This window comes from Rhizobium sp. R86522 (assembly GCF_042466255.1).
GTDB lineage: Bacteria > Pseudomonadota > Alphaproteobacteria > Rhizobiales > Rhizobiaceae > Allorhizobium.
Map to the genome: position 1 here is coordinate 2,616,792 of NZ_JAXHBX010000001.1, position 17,674 is coordinate 2,634,465.

Consider the following 17,674-nt stretch of genomic DNA (forward strand, 5'->3'; position numbering starts at 1 on the left):
TGCCTAGACTTGCCTGGTCGAGCCTGACCGCGAGCGCCGTGCTGATGGCCGCACTCGCCACTCCGGCGCTGAGCCAGCAACCGCAACAACAGCCGGGCTCGATCCGCTCCAACCACGGCGCCTGGTCTGTCATCTGCGACAAGCCGGCCGGCGCTTCGGAAGAACAATGTGCGCTGATGCAGAACGTTATTGCGGAAGACAGGCCGGAAGTCGGCCTTTCCGTCGTCGTGCTGAAGACCGCTGATCGCAAGGCCCGCATCCTGCGCATTCTCGCACCGCTCGGCGTTCTCCTGAAGGACGGCATGGAGCTCTTCGTCGACGGCAACAATATCGGTCGGGCCTATTTCACCCGCTGCTTCTCGGAAGGCTGCTATGTCGAAGTCGAGATCGACGAAGAGCTGATGAAGATCCTGCGGGCCGGCAAGGCAGCCGTCTTTGCGCTGCGCGAATCGGCAGACCAGGACCGCGTCGGCATTCCGATCGAGCTTGCCGGCTTCGGCGAAGGCTATGACACACTGCCGTAAGGGCGCGGTCGCCTGATCGTGATGACATTATAGACAGGGGCAAGTCCGGCGGGCTTGCCCCTCTTTCGTTGCGCGCCTACATGCTTGATGCCAGCGCCCAAGGAGACATTCATGACCCAGGACCTTATCTCCCTCTTCGATTGCGACGAAGCCACGCTGACGCGGCGCGTTGCGGATGCTCTCAAGGGCGCCGACGACGGAGAGTTGTTCGTCGAACATGCCCAGGCGGAATCGCTGACCTTCGACAATGGTCGCCTGAAGGGTGGCTCTTTCAACACGGACCAGGGGTTCGGGTTGCGCGCCGTGGCCGACGAAGCGGTCGGTTATGCCCATTCCGGTGAATTGTCGCTAGCCGCCCTCTCCCGTGCCGCCGACGCCGTCGGTGCGGTGACCCATGGTTATTCCGGCTCCTATGCGACGGCGCCACAGCGGACCAATGCCAAACTCTATGGTGACGGCAACCCGATCGGCTCCCCGACCTTCGAGGAGAAGGTGAAGCTGCTCTCGGAGATCGATGCCTATCTGCGCGACAAGGATCCCAAGGTGCGGCAGGTCACGGCAACCGTCGGCGCAAGCTGGCAGGTGGTCGAGATCCTGCGTGCCGACGGCCACCGGGTGCGCGACATCCGGCCGATGACCCGCATCAATATTTCCGTTGTCACCGGCCAGGGCGACCGCCAGGAAAGCGGCTCCTTCGGCACCGGCGGCCGCATGAGCTTCAACGAGTTCCTGACCGAGGAGAGCTGGCGCCGTGGTGCCGACGACGCATTGCGCCAGGCGCTGGTCAATCTCGAAGCCCAGGAGGCGCCGGCCGGTACCATGGACATCGTGCTCGGCAATGGCTGGCCGGGCGTCATGCTGCACGAGGCAGTCGGCCACGGGCTGGAAGGTGACTTCAACCGCAAGAAGACGTCGGCCTTTGCCGGCCTGATGGGCGAGATGGTGGCGGCTCCTGGCGTCACCGTTGTGGACGACGGCACGATCAATGACAGGCGCGGATCGATCACCGTCGACGACGAGGGCACGCCGTCCGCCTACAACGTTCTGATCGAGAACGGCAAACTGGTCGGCTACATGCAAGATCGGCAGAATGCCCGATTGATGGGCATGAAGGCGACCGGCAACGGACGTCGCCAGGGTTATGCCCACCAGCCCATGCCGCGCATGACCAATACCTACATGCTCTCGGGCGACAAGACGCCGGAAGAGATCATCGCCTCGGTGAAGAAGGGCATCTATGCCGTATCCTTCGGCGGCGGTCAGGTCGACATCACCTCGGGCAAGTTCGTCTTCGGCTGCACCGAGGCCTATCTGATCGAAAACGGCAAGATCGGCGCACCGGTCAAGGGCGCCATGCTGATCGGCAACGGTCCCGATGCGATGAAGCGCATCTCGATGATCGGCAACGACACCAAGCTTGACACGGGCATCGGCAATTGTGGCAAGGCCGGTCAATGGGTGCCCGTCGGCGTTGGTCAGCCGCATCTGCGGATGGACCAGATCACGGTGGGCGGGACGAAGGCTTGAGGGAAAACGCGCTCGTCCCCGAACTGGCGGTCAGCGACTGGCGGACGAGCCGCGCCTTCTACTGCGATCTTGTTGGATTCGAGGTTGCCTATGAGCGGCCCGAAGAGGGCTTCAGTTTTCTGACCCTCGGAGACGCGCAGCTGATGATCGACCAGATTGGGATCGGGCGGACCTTCGAGGTTCAGGACGCTCCTGTCGAACGGTCACTTGGCCGCGGCCTGAATCTGCAGATCCTGGTGCCGCAGGTTGCACCCGTTCTGAAGCGGCTTGCTACGGCCGGAGTGTCTCTATATCTGCCGCTCGAAGAGAAGTGGTACCGGCGCGGCGATCGTGAGGTCGGCAACCGGCAGTTCGTCGTGCCGGATCCGGATGGTTATCTGCTAAGGCTCTACGAAGACTTGGGTGAACGCGATCTAGACCGCTAGCCTTCGCAGTCACCACTCGATAGCCGCTGCGGAAGCCTGCATCGAGCCCCTCACCCCCGCGCGGGCATCAGGACGCAGTCGTAGCGCTGGCGCACCAGCTTATCGCAGGCCGCACGAGCCGCTTCCTTGGTCTCGAATCCGGTGAAACGGGCGCGGTAGAAGGTGATGCCGTTGCGGGTGACCATTTCGGTATAGGTGTCGAGCCCCTGAAGCGGGCCACCGACCTTCTGGCGGGCCTGGGACAGCAAGTCCATGGCTGCCTGGGCGGATGTCGCGGCGGCAATCTGGACCTGCCACCTGCGTTCGAAAGACGTCGAAGGCGTGCTGGCGGTCTGCTGCGGGTCGACGGCAGCAAAGCGGCTTGCCGGTGTCGCGACGAGGTCTGCGGTTTCGGCCTGTGACGATGGCGCATAAGCCGAGGCGGTGCCCGGCGTCGCGGTCCCTATTGCTCCGACGAGCCCCTGCACTGCGGCCAGCGCCGACTGGCGGGAAACCGGAACCGGTACCTCGTCGCCAAGGCGGGCGAGATCCATCTGCGCGCCGGTCGAACGGGAGACGAGAAGCTGTTGGCCGGTCGAGGCCTTCTTGATGCTGGCGTCGATCAAACGCTCCATGATCTTGTCGCGGCTGGCAGCCGTGCGGCCGCCCATGACGACGCCGATGACGCGGCGGCCATCATGCTCGACTGCGCTGACCAGATTGAAGCCTGACGCGTTGGTATAGCCGGTCTTGATGCCGTCCATGCCCTTGTAGCGATACATGAGGTTGTTGTGACCGTTTATCGTCTTGCCGCGGAACTTGAAGCTCTTGGTGGCGAAGAGTTCATATTCCTTCGGGAAGTCGCGCATCAGGGCGACACCGAGGGTCGACATGTCGCGGGCCGTGGTAAACTGCCGGGGATGCGGCAGGCCGGAGGCATTGAAGAAGGTGGTGTTCATCATGCCGAGCGAGCGGGCCTTGCGGGTCATCAGGGCCGCAAAGCCCTCTTCACTGCCGCCGATCTTCTCGCCGATCGCAGCCGAGGCGTCATTGGCCGAGCGGACGATCATGGCGAGTACGGCTTCGCGGACGGTGATGCTGTCGCCTGCCTTGACGAAGAGCTTGGTCGGCGGGCGGGAGGCGGCATGTTTCGAAAAGGGAACGGGGCTATCCCAGCTGAGCTTGCCGGCCTTGATCGCGTCGAAAACCATGTAGACGGACATCATCTTGGTCAGCGATGCCGGGTGATTGAGCACATCCGGGTTCTCGGAGGCGAGGACTTCGCCGGTCCGGGCATCGAGGAGAAGCTGGGCACTTCCTGCCTGGGCTGTCGTCGAGAGGGAGAGGATCGCCACGCAAAACGAGAACGCGATCAGCAACTTGCTCATGAAAACTCCAATGCCGCCCGGATTTCAATGATGACTGCGACTGGTTCGATTCGATCGATCCGCCGTCTTCGGGTTGAGGCCCTATGGCAAGAATGGGGCGACAATCAGCCGATCGGAATCAAATGCAACCATCGATCCACAGAAGGTCGCCCGATCATGGTCAACAGATGGTTAATCGATTGCGCGAATGCTGGCACGGACGGTCACGAAGGCGTCAGCGGGCGAAGGTCACAGCGCCAGTCCCTTCTTCACCCAGCCGGTCTGCGGGATTGACCAGCTGGCAGCGCTGGAGAGACAGGCAGCCACAGCCAATGCAGCCGTCGAGATCATGCCGCAGGCCTTCGAGAATGCGGATGCGCTGGTCGAGCCTCTCGGCCCAGCGGGTGGCAATCTCACGCCAGTCTTGGGGCGTCGGCGTGCGCTTCTGCGGCAGTGCGGACAGCGCCTCGGCGACTTCCGAGAGCGGGAGCCCCACCTCTTGCGCGGCGCGGATCAAGGCGAGCCTGCGCAGCACGTCGCGGCCGTAGCGGCGCTGATTGCCGCCCGTCCTGTCGGCGAAGATCAGACCCTTGCGCTCGTAGAAATGGATGGCGGACACGGCCAGTCCGCTGCGGCGGGCGACATCTCCGACGGTCAGATGGTTTTTTTGTTCGGGCATGGCTTTACCTCAACCTTTGTTGAGGTTGTAGCATCGCGTGAAGTCGCATCCAATGCCATTTCGCAAAGTGAGTTCACGAATGACCGACAGCACGACCGACAAACCGGCCGGCCCTTCCCTACCGTCGATTCCGGACATGATTGATGAGTTCAAGACGCCGCCGAGCGAGCCGGGCGGCTGGCTCGATCTTCTGTCGCGCGAACACCTATCCACCACGCTGATGCTGAGCATGGGGGTTGCGCTCTTTGCCTTTAACGGCTTCTTCGTTTCCACCGTGCTGCCGAGCGCGATTGCCGAGATCGGCGGCGGCCACCTCATCGCCTGGTCCGTCTCACTTTACCTGATCGGGTCAATCGTCGCCGGCGTGACCGCAGCCCAGTTCAAACAACGCTTCGGCGCCCGCCGCGCCTTGGTCGTGGCGACACTGGTCTTCCTCGTCGGCACTCTGACGGCAGCGTTTGCGTCGACGATGGAGCAGGTTCTGCTCGGGCGGCTCGGACAGGGGCTCGGCGAAGGCGTGGTCGCTGCGATCTGTTACGCGCTCATTCCAGCCCTCTATCCGTCGCGTCTGGTGCCCAAGGTCTTTGGCGTGGAAGCGCTGGTGTGGACATGTGCTTCCTTCGGCGGACCGTTTGCCGCCGGCTGGCTGGCGGAGAGCTTTTCCTGGAGGACAGCATTCCTGATCAATCTGCCGTTCGGGCTGGTCTTTCTTCTTCTCGCACTGTTCACGGCAAGGCCGCGCGACGAGACAGTCGCCGCGTTTGCCGGGGTGCCGCTCTCCCCGCTCGTACTGCTGTCAGTGGGCCTTCTGATGATTCTGTCCTCAGGCGTCATGGCCGAGCCTCTGACCTCGGCCGTGCTGGTGGTGCTCGGCATTGCCCTTCTGGTCGCAAGCGTTCGCCGCGATCGGGTACTTCCAACGGGTCTGATGCCGGCGGAAGCCTTTGGTCTTTCGTCAACGGTCGGGGCGGGTCTTTGGCTGGTTCTTCTCATGCCCGTCGCCCAAGCGACCAGCAGCGTCTATTTCGTCTTGGGGCTGCAGCATGGCTTCGGCTTCGGTCCGCTGGCGGCCGGTGGGCTTGGCGCGATCATGGCGATGAGCTGGAGCCTTGTCGCCGTACTTGTTGCTCATGTCGGGACGGAGCGCGCGCGGCGGCGGGCAATCGAGTCCGGACCGCTCCTGCAATGCTGCGGCATGCTCCTGGTTGCCCTCGGCTTTCAGCAGGGATCGCTTTTACTGCTGGTCACGGGCCAGATCGTGGTCGGTGCGGCTTTCGGCGCCAGCTGGGCCTTTCTGAGCCAGATGCTTATGGAAACGAGTACGCGTACCGAGCGAGACAAGACTTCGGGGCTCATTCCGACGCTGCAATCGGCGGGCTTCGCAATCGGTGCGGCCTTTGCCGGCCTGGCGGGCAACAGTCTCGGCTTGGCAGAGACCTCTACAAGCGAGACCTCCCGGGCCGCTTTCTCGGCGACATTCCTCATTCCGGTACTGTGGACGATCCCTGCCATGCTGCTTGCTCGACGGGCAACCCGGCTGGCTGCGGAGCTGCCGCCGCATTCGCCATAATATTGAGACGACGTGTTGAACCTGCCTTAAGGGTTCGGGGGTAGCCTGTCTGGCATTGCAGTCAATGACATTTCAGGCAGAGGTTATGGCGGGACGGTTCAAACATAAGCTGAAGCGAGCGGCAATCACTGGGGGGCTGGAGATCTCCTTCCTCTTGTCGCGGCTCGGGCTGGCGGGTGGCCTTCGGGGCCGCGGGGTGATCTTCACGCTGCATCACGTCCGGCCGGGCGATGCCAGACCGTTCCAGCCGAACCGGCATCTCGACATCACGCCCGACTTCCTCGACGCAGCGATCCAGACGCTAATCCGGCGCGGCTATCGCTTCCTCCGACTGGACGAGGTGCCGGTGGCTCTTGCCGAACCCGAAGGCGGACAGCCCTTTGCCGTCTTCACACTCGACGACGGGTTTCGCGACAATCGCGACCATGCCCTGCCGGTCTTCGAGCGTCACGGGGTTCCTTTCACCATCTTCGTCTGCAAGGGGCTTTCGGAGCGCAGCCATACGATGTGGTGGGAGACGCTTGCGGCCCTGATCGGGGCCCGGCAAAGGGTGGCTCTCTGCCTGCCGGCAGGGCGGATCGACATCGACTGCAGCTCGACTAGCGCCAAGTGTGCCGCATTCGACGCCGCCGCGCGCCTGCTGATGGCGGGCGACGAAGCGAAGGGAGTGGCGCAACTCGATGCGGCGGCGAATGCTGCCGGTATCAACCCGCATGCGCTGGTTTCCGAAACGGTCATGGATCGGGAGGAACTTGCCGCCCTGACCCGCAACCCGCTGGTCTCCTACGGAGCGCATACCGTGAGCCATCGCGGCCTTGCCGATCTCAACGACGAGGCATTGTTGCAGGAGTATAACGAGAGCGCCGAATATGTTGCCGGCATCACCGGCACGCGCCCCCTCACCTTCGCTTATCCTTATGGCGATGCGCGGAGCGCAACGGTCCGGACGGCAGGCTATGCCGACTGGGCGGGCTTCAAGCTGTCGGTGACCACACGGCCGGGCACATTGACGCCAGCCTCGATGGCGAGCCCGCAGCTTCTGCCGCGGATCTCGCTGAACGGGCTCTATCAGAAGTCGCGCTATGTCGAGGCGCTGGCGTCGGGGCTGCCTTCGAAGCTTGTCGGCGGCTGAGCCCCTCCCCCCTGATCAGGGATACATCCGGACCTTGGACCAGCCGTCGCCTTCCGCGTCGCGGCGGAATTCGATGCGGTCGTGCAGGCGGAACTTGCGATCGTGCCAGAACTCGATCGAGCGCGGAATGATGCGGAGGCCCGACCAATGGGGCGGGCGTGGGACGTTTCCGAGCGCATATTTCGCGGTGTATTCGGCGACCGCCTTTTCCAGCGCGAAGCGGCCTTCGAGCGGCCGGGACTGCTTTGAAGCCCAGGCACCGATCCGGCTGCCAAGCGGCCGGGACTGGTAATATTCGTCGGCCTCCTCATCGGAAACCACCTCGACATCGCCCCTCAGGCGGATCTGGCGGCGCAGCGATTTCCAATGAAAACACATGGCTGCCTTTTTCTGGCCGAGAATTTCCTGTCCCTTCTGGCTCTCGAAATTCGTGTAGAAAACGAAACCCCTGACATCGAAACCCTTGAGCAGCACCATACGGACATTCGGCAGGCCATCCGCATCCACGGTGGCGAGTGCCACCGCATTGGGATCGTTGATCTCCGAGGCCTCGGCATCCTTCAGCCAGGTGGCGAAGAGCGCAAAGGGTTCGCTCTCTTCGGTGAAGTCACCAGTTGTTAACCCGATATCTGACATATTGTGTAAAATGCTCCCGATATGCATATTGGCCGTCGATGACGAAGCACTGGATCGCAGGCCCCTTGGCAGACATAGCAAAATCGGTCGAGCGGACAAAGGGTTGGTGCATGCGTAGAAGCTCGATCTTGCTCATCATCACTGCGACACTTCCGCTCAGCGGTTGCTTCGGCAGCAGCATGGACCTGTTCGGCTCGGATACGGTCGACAGTTCGATCTCAACATCGACTGTCGTAAAGAGTGGCAACCCCACGAGCCGCTCCGACGAACTCACCGTGCAAAGCGCTGTTTCGTCCGCGGATCTGTCCAAGACCGAGGGCAAGCCGCTTCCCTGGGCTAATGCGACGACCGGCAGTGCCGGTGTCGTGACCGCCATCCAGGAAGAGAAAGGTGACGGCGTCATCTGCCGCAACTTCTCGACGACCCGACATTCCTATGAAGGCATCGCCTACTTCTCCGGCAAGACGTGCACATCCGGCACCGGCAACTGGCAGCTGTTGAGCTTCGACCGCCGATCGTAAACGGCGGATCGATTTCGGTCGCATTAGAAAGACTTGCTTAAGCAAACCGGAAGAATGAGGTCGCCTGCCTGCCTTCGGCTAACCTTCGATTAGCATATGGCATGCGACGGTTCCCCAGACTGTAGCGTCCGGATCTGCATGAATTCGGCAGGGCGGCATGTAAGTTTTACGGATGGGGCCCGATGAACGGACCTTTTCCGCCTGAGGTGTGTTGGTGTCCTCGATGCGAGATTTTTATTCGATCCTTGGCGTGAAACGCGATGCCGGCTCTGACGAGATCAAGGCAGCATGGCGCACGAAGGCGAAATCCGTACATCCGGACAAGAACCGTGACGATCCGCAGGCCCACAACAGGTTTGCCGAGATCGGCCGCGCCTACGAAGTGCTCAAGGATCCGGCCAAGCGGAACCGATACGATCAACAGCGCATGAAGGTGGAAGCCTTGGAACGCGAACAGACGATCATGCAGCAGCGCCAGGCAGCGCGCGAGGCGGCGGAAAAAGCCAAGCAGGCCAAGATAAATGCCGAGCGCGTGCTTGAGGAGCTGGCGCGCGCCGAGGCGGAGAAAGCCAAGGCGGATGCGACCCAGGCAGCCCAGGCCGCCAAGGCGAAGGCTGCAAAGGAACAGGCCGCCGAGGCAAAGACCAAAGCCCAGGCCGAATCCGGTGCGAAGGATGCAGCCGCAGAAACGGCTTCTGCGACCGGCACCGACAAGACTTCGACTGCCGGTGCAAGCGCTGGCCCTAAATCGGGTCCGAGCGCTACCGTCGGCGGCACGGCTTCAGGCCCGGAGGAAGCCGCTTCACGCATTTTCGGCGATAGCCCGGAAGCGGCAGCAGCCGCTGAAAGCCTGCGCCGCGAGCAGGAGGCCGCAGAGCTCCAAGAGGGCATTCCCCTGAAGCCGGCGGCATCGCCCCTGCTGGCGCCGATCGAGCTCTTCAGTTCGCTGGTGCGTCGCCTGCGCGGCGCCCCGCCGCCGCTGCCGGAAAAGGCACCCGATATCTTTGCGGATGCCGTGGTCGCGATTGCCGATCTGCTCGAGCAAAAATCCGTGTCGATCACCCTGAACGACGGGCGCGAAGTGCGCGTGCCGCTCAACGGTGTGACCGAGGGCCATGTCGTGCGCCTCAAGGGTCAGGGGCTGAAGTTCCAGGGCCTGCAGCGCGGCGATGTCGCCGTGACGATCAAGGTGCTGCGCGCCGATCGCTTCGCGGTCGACCAGTTCGATATCCGCACCGTGTTGCCGATCACACTCGAAAACGCCGTGCTGGGCTGCGAGACCCAGGTCGAAGGACCTGACGGGACCATGGTGCCCGTCACGGTGCCCGCCTGGTCGAACTCCGATCAGGTCATCCGAATCGACGACCTCGGCCTTCCCAACGCCGAAGACGGCCGTGGCGCGCTTGTCGTCGAACTGCGCGTGATGCTCTGGGAAAAGCCGGACGAGAAGGTCACCGACCTGATGCGGCTGATGCGCGAGGGGCTCTATATCTGAGCCCCTTGGGTCCTGGTGACAGGTCTCCAGGTTTCGACCTCCTATTGTGCACAGCATTTTCGGCGAGCCTGTCGTTTGGGCCCGGCGGCAATTGTTGCGCTTCAGCCCTGCAGATTTCCGCCTGCTAAATGAGTGATTCCTGACGTTGTGATGGATGTCGGGGCCGTGTCCCGTCGATCTGAGCCTGCAATCTTGAACCCCGGATCGGCCTATGCCATAGGCAACTCCACCGAACGTCTTAAAGGGTCTCGATATGGTTCAGGGTTCCGGCCTTATGGCAGGCAAGCGCGGCGTCATCATGGGTGTCGCCAACAATCGCTCCATCGCTTGGGGCATCGCGAAGGCCTGTCGTGACCAGGGTGCCGAGATTGCCCTCACATGGCAGGGCGATGCGCTTAAGAAGCGTGTCGAGCCGCTCGCACAGGAACTGGATGCCTTTCTTGCCGGCGACTGCGACGTGACCAATCTCGAAAGCATCGACGCCGTCTTCAGCAATATCGAAGCCAAGTGGGGCAAGATCGACTTCGTCGTGCATGCCATCGCCTTTTCCGACAAGGACGAGCTGACGGGACGCTACATCGAGACGACGCGCGACAACTTCGCCCGGACGATGGATATCTCGGTTTATTCCTTCACCGCCGTTGCGGCGCGTGCCGAGAAGATCATGAATGACGGCGGTTCGCTTCTGACGCTCACCTATTACGGCGCCGAAAAGGTCATGCCGCACTACAACGTCATGGGTGTGGCGAAGGCCGCACTCGAAGCGTCCGTGCGCTATCTCGCCGTCGACATGGGTGGCCGCGGCATCCGCGTCAACGCGATCTCGGCCGGCCCGATCAAGACGCTTGCAGCTTCCGGCATCGGCGATTTCCGCTATATCCTCAAGTGGAACGAGTATCATTCGCCGCTGAAGCGCAACGTCACGACCGACGAAGTCGGCAAGTCGGGCATGTATCTCTTGTCCGACCTCTCGACCGGCGTTTCCGGCGAAGTGCATCATGTCGACTGCGGTTATCACACGGTCGGCATGAAGTCGGTCGATGCGCCCGACATCGTTCTCGGCAAAGACTGAATTCGGAGACTGCGCCGTGCTCATCTACATGATCCGTCACGGCCAGACCGATTGGAATGCCGAGGGCCGGATGCAAGGCCAGAAGGATATCGGCCTCAACGACACCGGCCGCCAGCAGGCCAGCGAAAACGGGCGCAAGCTCGCCCAGATCCTCGGCGGCCGCGCCGGGGATTTCGACTTTGTGAGCTCCCCGCTCGGACGCACGCGCGACACGATGGAACGGGTGCGCACCGCCATGGGCCTTCCCCCTGCCGACTACCGGCTCGACGAGCGGCTGAAGGAGCTTTCCTTCGGCGATTGGGAAGGCTCGACCCTGCCGGAACTGGCAGAGGTCTCGCCAGAGCGGGTCGAGGAACGGGCGCGCCAGAAATGGGGCTTCATTCCGCCCGGCGACGATGCGGAAAGCTATGAGATCCTGTCCTGGCGGATCGGCGCCTGGCTGACCTCTGTCGAACGGCCGACCGTCTGCGTCAGCCATGGTGGCGTTATCCGCAGCTGCTTCCGGCTGATTGGCAATGTCAGTGAGGACGAGGCCTGCGAGATGAACATTCCGCAGGATCGGATCCTGAAAATCGATCGCGACCGAAAATTGATAGACTGGATCTGAGATCGACCGTGCCGCCCTCTTCGGGCGGCCCCGCGCTTGCTACTGCAGCAGTTCCAGATCGTCGACGACCCGCTTGCCGTCCACTTCCGTGTAGAAGACGAGAACCTTCTGGCCCGGTTCGAGACCCTCGAAGTTGAATTCTGAGGGAACGGCATAGGTCTTGCCGTCATCGAGAACAAGGTTCATTCCATCGATGTTCACATCACGAATGGTGGCTTCCACATCGGCGCTGCCGGCATAGACGCTGACCGGCGACAGGAAGCCTGCGGTGGCGAGAAGCAGGGATATAACGACACGCATGCAAACCACCCTCGACCAAATCACTGCTGAAACCGACTGCAAACTAGCCTCCTGAATGTGGCGGAATTCGCCCCTGACAAACTCATTTCGGGGGATAGTGGACCCGAAGGGCAACCGGGATCAAGCGCGTTCGCCGCTGTCCCCCGACAATCTGTGGGCTCGTGCTCTGGCTCAAGGACCATGTGCGCCCCCTAAACAGCGAAACGATAAAAAAACCTGCCCCTGCCGAAATCCTAAATTAACCGCAGAGCCATAGGCTTAGCGCAATCGGGATCAGGGGAAGCATACACTTGCGCAAGTTGACGATGGACGCGCGTGCCGACAGGCGACTGAGCAACGGCATGCTCTGGCTGATCGGCGCGGCTGTGCTGAGCGTACTCATCGTGTCCGCAGGACTGATGATCGACCGCCAGACCGCGCTTACCGAACGCGGGCGCATCGAGCACGGGATCCTGGATCGCCTGCTGCGTGTGCAGTCCGACATCGAGACTCATCTGGATCAAGACATCAACATTGCTCTTTCCCTGGCGGACGACATCGCCGACGACGGCCTGCTTTCTCCGTTGGAGTTCAATCGGACGGTCAATCGCCTGATCACCGACAACCCGCAGCTTGACAGCATTCGCCTCGCCCCACTCGACGATCCCGCTCGCATGGCCTTTACGCCTAAGGTCACAAGGGATTCGCGGACCATCAGCGTCGATATCCCGGTCCCGCCTGTCTCATGGCAGTCCAGTACGGCATGGATTTCACTGGTCGTCGACATCGACGCTGGCCGCTTCTTCGACCATCACGGACTGCTGGCCGAGGTCGATGTGCCAGACCATGAAGGGCATGACCACACCAAGGTCGCCATCGTGATGCCATCCGCCGATGGCACCGATGAAGTCTTCGGTGACGAGACGATTTTCGATGACAACCCGATCAGCACCGCGTCTGTCGGCGGGCGTCTGGGCTACAATCTCTATGGCGTACCAGCCGATGGCTGGGATGCGGCAATGAACAGGCTGCTACCGAGCCGCCTCCTGGTCCTGGCCGGCGTCATCGCGATGACGAGTTCCGTGCTGCTCGCCCTCTTCCTGCTGCGCGAGCGCAACCTGAACATCAAGCGTCTGAGAGCGCGCGAACAGCGGCTTGTCGAACTGTCGCAGCGTTTTCAACTCGCACTGGAAACCTCCAATATCGGCATCTGGGAGATCGACGCATCGACCCATGCGCTCATTTGGGACAGCCGCAGCGCCGGCCTGCATGGCCTGCCCAACAGCCTGACCGACGAAGAAGACCGCCTGGCAGACTGGTTCGCCTGTCTGCATGCCGACGATATCGGTCGCGCCGAACAATTCTATTTCGATTCCGTTGTGGCCGCGACCGTCGACCAATGGGACATCAGCTACCGCGTTCCGCTCTCCGACGACAGTTTCCGCTATCTGCGTTCAGTTGGCGCCCGCACCAGCGACGGCAGCATCACCGGTATCGTCTGCGACGTGACGACCGATACGCTGGTCACCCAGTCGCTGAGCCGCGCGAAGGAAAACAGCGACATCAAGAACGCCGAGCTGGAGCTTGCCCTTGAGGAACTCTCAAGCCGCGAGCACCAGCTGGCGGAAGCCTCGCAGCGTCTGGATCTGGCACTCGGCTCATACAATTGCGGCACCTGGGAAGGCGATCCCGTTACGAAGAGCGCCATCTGGGACGAGCGCATGCATCAGCTCTACGGCATACCGTTCAGCGACAAGCCCGTTGCCGAACACGTCTGGCTGTCACGCCTTCATCCGGACGACCGCGGCGAGATCCAGCTTGCCACAAAGCGGGCGGTCACGCTCGACCATATCATCAACACGACACAGAGAGTGGTGTTGCAGAATGGCGAAATTCGCTACATCCGCTCGGTCGGCCAGCCGCATATCGGGCGCGACGGCAAGAAGAAGCTGATCGGCATTGCCTTCGACGTGACCGCCGACGCGCTGCTTGCCGAACAACTGCGCAATGCCAAGGCGGAAGCCGACATGCGCAACATCGAGCTGGAGCTCGCCAAGAACCGCATCGAGTTCAACGCCCTGCACGACCCGCTGACATCGCTCGCGAACCGCCGTAAGCTCGACCTCGAACTCGACACGCTGGCACGCAATGGCAACCGCCAATCGTCGAAGTTCGCGATCCTGCATCTCGACCTCGACCGCTTCAAGGAAATCAACGACACGCTCGGCCATGCGGCTGGTGATGCCATGCTGGTGCATGCCTCCCGCATCCTGATGAAACACGTGCCGCGCGGCGATCTCGTCGCCCGCATCGGCGGCGATGAATTCGTGGTGCTGGCACGGCGGCAGACTTCGGTCGACGAGCTGGCGACGCTCGCCAACAAGATCATCGACGAGATGCGCCAGCCGCTTGACTTCGAAGGCTTCGATTGCCGCTGCGGCGTCTCGATCGGGGTTGCGCAATCCCAGGGCGCGGCACCCGACCCGCGCAAGGTGCTGATCAACGCCGATATCGCGCTGTACCAGGCTAAGGAAAAGGGCCGGAACTGCTACGAATTCTTCACCCCGGACCTGCAGGCCAACATCGTCGCCAAGAAACGCATGGCCGACGACATGCTGGCCGGTCTCGACCGCGACGAATTCATCGTCTGGTACCAGCCGCAATTCGAGGCCTCCAGCATGCAGCTCTGTGGCGCCGAAGCCCTGATCCGCTGGCGCCATCCGGACCGCGGCATCCTCGCCTCCGGCAACTTCCTGAAGGTCGCCGAAGACCTGAACGTGATGGCACGCATCGACGAACTGGTGCTGCAGACGGCACTCAAGGACCAGATGCGCTGGACGGCGCTCGGCATGCAGGTACCGCGCATTTCGGTCAACGTCTCCTCCAAGCGCCTGCATGACGACAACCTGATCGACCAGTTGAAGGGCCTTTCGATCACGCCCGGTTCGATCTGTTTCGAACTGGTGGAGTCGATCTTCCTCGACGATAGCGACACGTTCGCCTCCGAGAATATCGAGAGGATCAAGGCGCTCGGCATCGACATCGAAATCGACGATTTCGGAACCGGCCATACCTCGATCGTATCGCTCCTGAAGCTCAAGCCGAAGCGGCTGAAGATCGACCGCCAGCTGGTCATGCCGGTCACGGTCCAGCCGCAGGAACGAAGCCTGGTGCGCAATATCGTCGAGATTGCCCGCTCGCTCGGCATCGAGACAGTTGCCGAAGGCGTCGAAACCCATGAACATGCCGGCATTCTGCGCCAGCTCGGCTGCGACTACCTGCAGGGTTACGCCTTCGCCAAACCGCTCTCGTTTGAGGATTTCACCCGCTTCGTCGACCGCCTGCCACAGCGCAAGGCGTCTTGAGCCGGCGCACGGCCGGATCACAGACGCCTCGGTGACACTGTGTCGTCGCAAATCGGCGGCGCGCGGCGCAAAAGCGCTTCACAGAAATTGTCAATTTGCTCTATGAGTGACGCCATCCAAGGCAGGGCCCGCCGGAAGACGTTCCGGCGGACGAGAATGGGACGGTAGCATACGCATGTCGCACAATACCTTCGGTCACCTCTTCCGCGTCACCACCTGGGGCGAAAGCCACGGGCCGGCGCTTGGCGCTGTTGTCGACGGCTGCCCTCCGGGTGTCCGCTTCGCCCAGGAGGATCTGCAGGTCTTCATGGACAAGCGCAAACCCGGCCAGTCGCGTTTCGTCACCCAGCGGCGCGAAGACGACATCGTGAAAGTACTCTCCGGCGTCATGCCGCAGGAAGACGGCACGATGATCACGACGGGTACGCCGGTCTCGCTGTTCATCGAGAATACCGACCAGCGCTCCAAGGATTACGGCGAGATCGCCAAGCGTTATCGCCCCGGCCATGCCGACTATACCTATGATCTGAAATACGGGATCCGCGACTATCGTGGCGGCGGACGCTCGTCCGCCCGCGAGACGGCCGCCCGCGTGGCAGCCGGTGCGCTGGCCCGGCTTGCCATGCCCGGCGTCACCATTCGTGGCGCGCTGGTGCAGATCGGCACGCACAAGATCAACCGCGAGAACTGGGACTGGGCGCAGGTCGAACAGAACCCGTTCTTCTGCCCTGATGCCGCGATGGTTCCCGTCTTCGAGGAGTATCTCGACGGCATTCGCAAGGCAGGCTCCTCTATCGGTGCCGTGATCGAAGTGGTAGCCGAAGGCGTGCCGGCCGGCATCGGCGCACCCGTCTATGGCAAGCTCGACCAGGAGATCGCAGCCGGCCTCATGTCGATCAATGCGGTGAAGGGCGTCGAGGTCGGAAACGGCTTCCAGGCCGCCGAAATCACCGGTGAGGAGAACGCCGACGAGATGCGGATCGGGGCGGACGGAAAGCCTGTATTCCTGTCGAACCATGCCGGCGGCGTGCTCGGCGGTATTTCGACCGGCGAGCCCATCGTTGCGCGCTTCGCCATCAAGCCGACTTCGTCGATCCTGACCGAGAAGCGCTCGATCGATGCCGATGGCAACGAAGTGGATGTCAGGACGAAGGGCCGCCACGACCCCTGCGTTGGCATCCGCGCCGTGCCCGTCGGCGAGGCCATGCTCGCCTGCACCATTCTCGACCATATCCTGAGAGACCGCGGCCAGAACGGCCGGACCAGATAAGGACTTGCCCCATGAGCTATGACCAGAAGCGCGTCGTCGAGGCGATCCGCGCCTTTGAAGCCGGCGAGATCGTCGTCGTCACCGACGATGACGGCCGCGAGAACGAAGGGGACTTGATTGTTGCCGCCGTTCACTGCACCGCCGACAAGATGGCCTTCATCGTGCGCCACACCTCGGGCATCGTCTGTACGCCGATGCCGAAGGAAGAGGCCAAGCGCCTGAACCTCTCGGCGATGGTGGCGGAGAACGACAGCGCGCATACCACGGCCTTCACCGTCTCCGTCGACTTCAAGCACGGCACGACAACCGGCATTTCGGCAGACGACCGGACGCTGACGGTGCGGAATCTAGCCAACCCGAATGTCGGCCCTTCAGATTTCGTTCGCCCCGGGCACATCTTCCCGCTGGTCGCTCGCGAAGGCGGGGTTCTGATGCGCTCGGGTCATACCGAAGCCGCCGTCGACCTTTGCAAGCTTGCGGGCCTGCCACCGATCGGCGTCATCTGCGAACTCGTCAATGACGACGGCACCGTGACGCGTGGCCAGCAGGTTGCCGATTTTGCCGTGAAGCATGGCTTGAAGCAGGTGTCGGTCGCCGACCTCATCGCCTATCGCCAGCGCAAGGAGACGCTGATCCAGCTGGTCTCCAAGTTCGATCTGCAGACGCCCTATGGCGCGGCCAAGGCCTATGCCTATTCCCTGCCCTGGGACCCGATGCAGCATCTCGCCGTCGTCTTTGGCGACATCCGGGACGGCGAGGACATTCCGGTTCGCCTGCATCTCGAGCATGTCGGCCAGGATGTCTTCGGCACCAACCGGCAGGTCGATGGCATCATGAAGCGGATCGCCGACAAGGGCCGCGGCGTGATCGTCTATCTGCGCGAGGGGTCCGTCGGTGTGGGTGTCTCCACCACCGCGCGCAGCGGCAAGCATGACCGCGAAGATCATTCGGAAGCGCAGGCACGCGAAAGCGAATGGCTGGAAATCGGGCTCGGCGCGCAGATCCTGAAGGACCTCGGCGTCACCTCGATCCGGCTCTTCTCGTCGCGCGAGCGCCACTATGTCGGGCTCGAAGGTTTTGGCATCAAGATTTCGGCGACGGAGATCGTCTGAGGGCCTTCCCTCTCGATTGATGCGATGTGGCGGCTGACAGCCGCCTGATCACCCCACCCCGGACCTTCGGTCCGACCCTCCCCCTCAAGGGGAGGGTGGAGTGACCCGAATGCC

At 62.4% G+C, this 17,674-nt stretch carries 16 protein-coding genes; 12 read left to right on the plus strand and 4 right to left on the minus strand.

Annotation, left to right across the window (positions count from 1 at the left end; all coding sequences use genetic code 11):
• The first annotated feature begins 44 nt into the window (after nucleotides 1-44).
• The 3 genes from SJY08_RS12815 (at nucleotide 45) to SJY08_RS12825 (ending at nucleotide 2,476) form a co-directional block, all read left to right on the plus strand.
• Nucleotides 45-524 carry an invasion associated locus B family protein gene (locus tag SJY08_RS12815; RefSeq protein ID WP_371418469.1) on the plus strand — a complete coding sequence of 160 codons (480 nt, stop codon included), beginning with the start codon at nucleotides 45-47 and terminating at the stop codon, nucleotides 522-524.
• 111 nt (nucleotides 525-635) lie between these two features.
• The gene (gene tldD, locus SJY08_RS12820; protein ID WP_377276063.1) at nucleotides 636-2,051 is read left to right on the plus strand and encodes a metalloprotease TldD; all 1,416 of its coding nucleotides are present in this window, start codon (nucleotides 636-638) and stop codon (nucleotides 2,049-2,051) included.
• Nucleotides 2,048-2,476, plus strand: coding sequence for a VOC family protein (locus tag SJY08_RS12825; RefSeq protein WP_069041968.1), 429 nt, complete (start codon nucleotides 2,048-2,050; stop codon nucleotides 2,474-2,476). The genes tldD and SJY08_RS12825 overlap by 4 nt, the downstream gene beginning before the upstream one ends.
• Nucleotides 2,477-2,526: 50 nt before the next feature.
• Here the strand turns inward: SJY08_RS12825 and SJY08_RS12830 are convergent, their stop codons facing one another.
• Nucleotides 2,527-3,843 carry a serine hydrolase gene (locus SJY08_RS12830; RefSeq protein ID WP_377276065.1) on the minus strand — a complete coding sequence of 439 codons (1,317 nt, stop codon included), beginning with the start codon at nucleotides 3,841-3,843 and terminating at the stop codon, nucleotides 2,527-2,529.
• A gap of 214 nt (nucleotides 3,844-4,057) precedes the next feature.
• Nucleotides 4,058-4,501, minus strand: coding sequence for a redox-sensitive transcriptional activator SoxR (gene soxR / locus SJY08_RS12835; RefSeq protein ID WP_153761658.1), 444 nt, complete (start codon nucleotides 4,499-4,501; stop codon nucleotides 4,058-4,060).
• A 79-nt stretch (nucleotides 4,502-4,580) separates the two neighbouring features.
• Between soxR and SJY08_RS12840 the strand changes: the two genes are divergently transcribed.
• Entirely contained in the window at nucleotides 4,581-6,071 is a 1,491-nt protein-coding gene (locus SJY08_RS12840; protein WP_377276068.1) for an MFS transporter, read from the plus strand.
• Between the two features lie 85 nt (nucleotides 6,072-6,156).
• Nucleotides 6,157-7,203, plus strand: coding sequence for a polysaccharide deacetylase family protein (locus SJY08_RS12845; protein WP_377278585.1), 1,047 nt, complete (start codon nucleotides 6,157-6,159; stop codon nucleotides 7,201-7,203).
• Between the two features lie 15 nt (nucleotides 7,204-7,218).
• On the opposite strand, the gene pdxH is transcribed toward SJY08_RS12845, so the two are convergent.
• Entirely contained in the window at nucleotides 7,219-7,839 is a 621-nt protein-coding gene (gene pdxH / locus SJY08_RS12850) for a pyridoxamine 5'-phosphate oxidase (protein WP_054148936.1), read from the minus strand.
• Nucleotides 7,840-7,904: 65 nt separating this feature from the next.
• Here pdxH and SJY08_RS12855 point away from each other — a divergent pair, with 65 nt between their 5' ends.
• The 4 genes from SJY08_RS12855 (at nucleotide 7,905) to SJY08_RS12870 (ending at nucleotide 11,534) form a co-directional block, all read left to right on the plus strand.
• A complete protein-coding gene (locus SJY08_RS12855) occupies nucleotides 7,905-8,360 on the plus strand; it encodes an RT0821/Lpp0805 family surface protein (RefSeq protein ID WP_371418425.1) in 456 nt (151 codons plus the stop codon).
• 223 nt (nucleotides 8,361-8,583) lie between these two features.
• Complete coding sequence (locus SJY08_RS12860; RefSeq protein WP_153761656.1) at nucleotides 8,584-9,855, plus strand: DnaJ domain-containing protein; 1,272 nt, start codon at nucleotides 8,584-8,586, stop codon at nucleotides 9,853-9,855.
• 253 nt (nucleotides 9,856-10,108) lie between these two features.
• Nucleotides 10,109-10,927, plus strand: a complete 819-nt coding sequence (fabI, locus tag SJY08_RS12865) for an enoyl-ACP reductase FabI (RefSeq protein WP_054148934.1) — start codon at nucleotides 10,109-10,111, stop codon at nucleotides 10,925-10,927.
• 16 nt (nucleotides 10,928-10,943) lie between these two features.
• Entirely contained in the window at nucleotides 10,944-11,534 is a 591-nt protein-coding gene (locus SJY08_RS12870; RefSeq protein ID WP_054148991.1) for a histidine phosphatase family protein, read from the plus strand.
• A gap of 39 nt (nucleotides 11,535-11,573) precedes the next feature.
• Here SJY08_RS12870 and SJY08_RS12875 read toward each other — a convergent pair whose 3' ends face one another.
• Nucleotides 11,574-11,834, minus strand: coding sequence for a DUF1344 domain-containing protein (locus tag SJY08_RS12875; protein ID WP_054148933.1), 261 nt, complete (start codon nucleotides 11,832-11,834; stop codon nucleotides 11,574-11,576).
• A gap of 290 nt (nucleotides 11,835-12,124) precedes the next feature.
• Here SJY08_RS12875 and SJY08_RS12880 point away from each other — a divergent pair, with 290 nt between their 5' ends.
• From SJY08_RS12880 to ribB, 3 genes are all read left to right on the plus strand, one after another.
• Nucleotides 12,125-15,178 carry an EAL domain-containing protein gene (locus tag SJY08_RS12880; protein ID WP_377276072.1) on the plus strand — a complete coding sequence of 1,018 codons (3,054 nt, stop codon included), beginning with the start codon at nucleotides 12,125-12,127 and terminating at the stop codon, nucleotides 15,176-15,178.
• A gap of 175 nt (nucleotides 15,179-15,353) precedes the next feature.
• A complete protein-coding gene (aroC, locus tag SJY08_RS12885) occupies nucleotides 15,354-16,448 on the plus strand; it encodes a chorismate synthase (RefSeq protein ID WP_377276074.1) in 1,095 nt (364 codons plus the stop codon).
• A gap of 11 nt (nucleotides 16,449-16,459) precedes the next feature.
• A complete protein-coding gene (gene ribB / locus SJY08_RS12890; RefSeq protein ID WP_054148930.1) occupies nucleotides 16,460-17,560 on the plus strand; it encodes a 3,4-dihydroxy-2-butanone-4-phosphate synthase in 1,101 nt (366 codons plus the stop codon).
• Nucleotides 17,561-17,674: the final 114 nt, after the last annotated feature.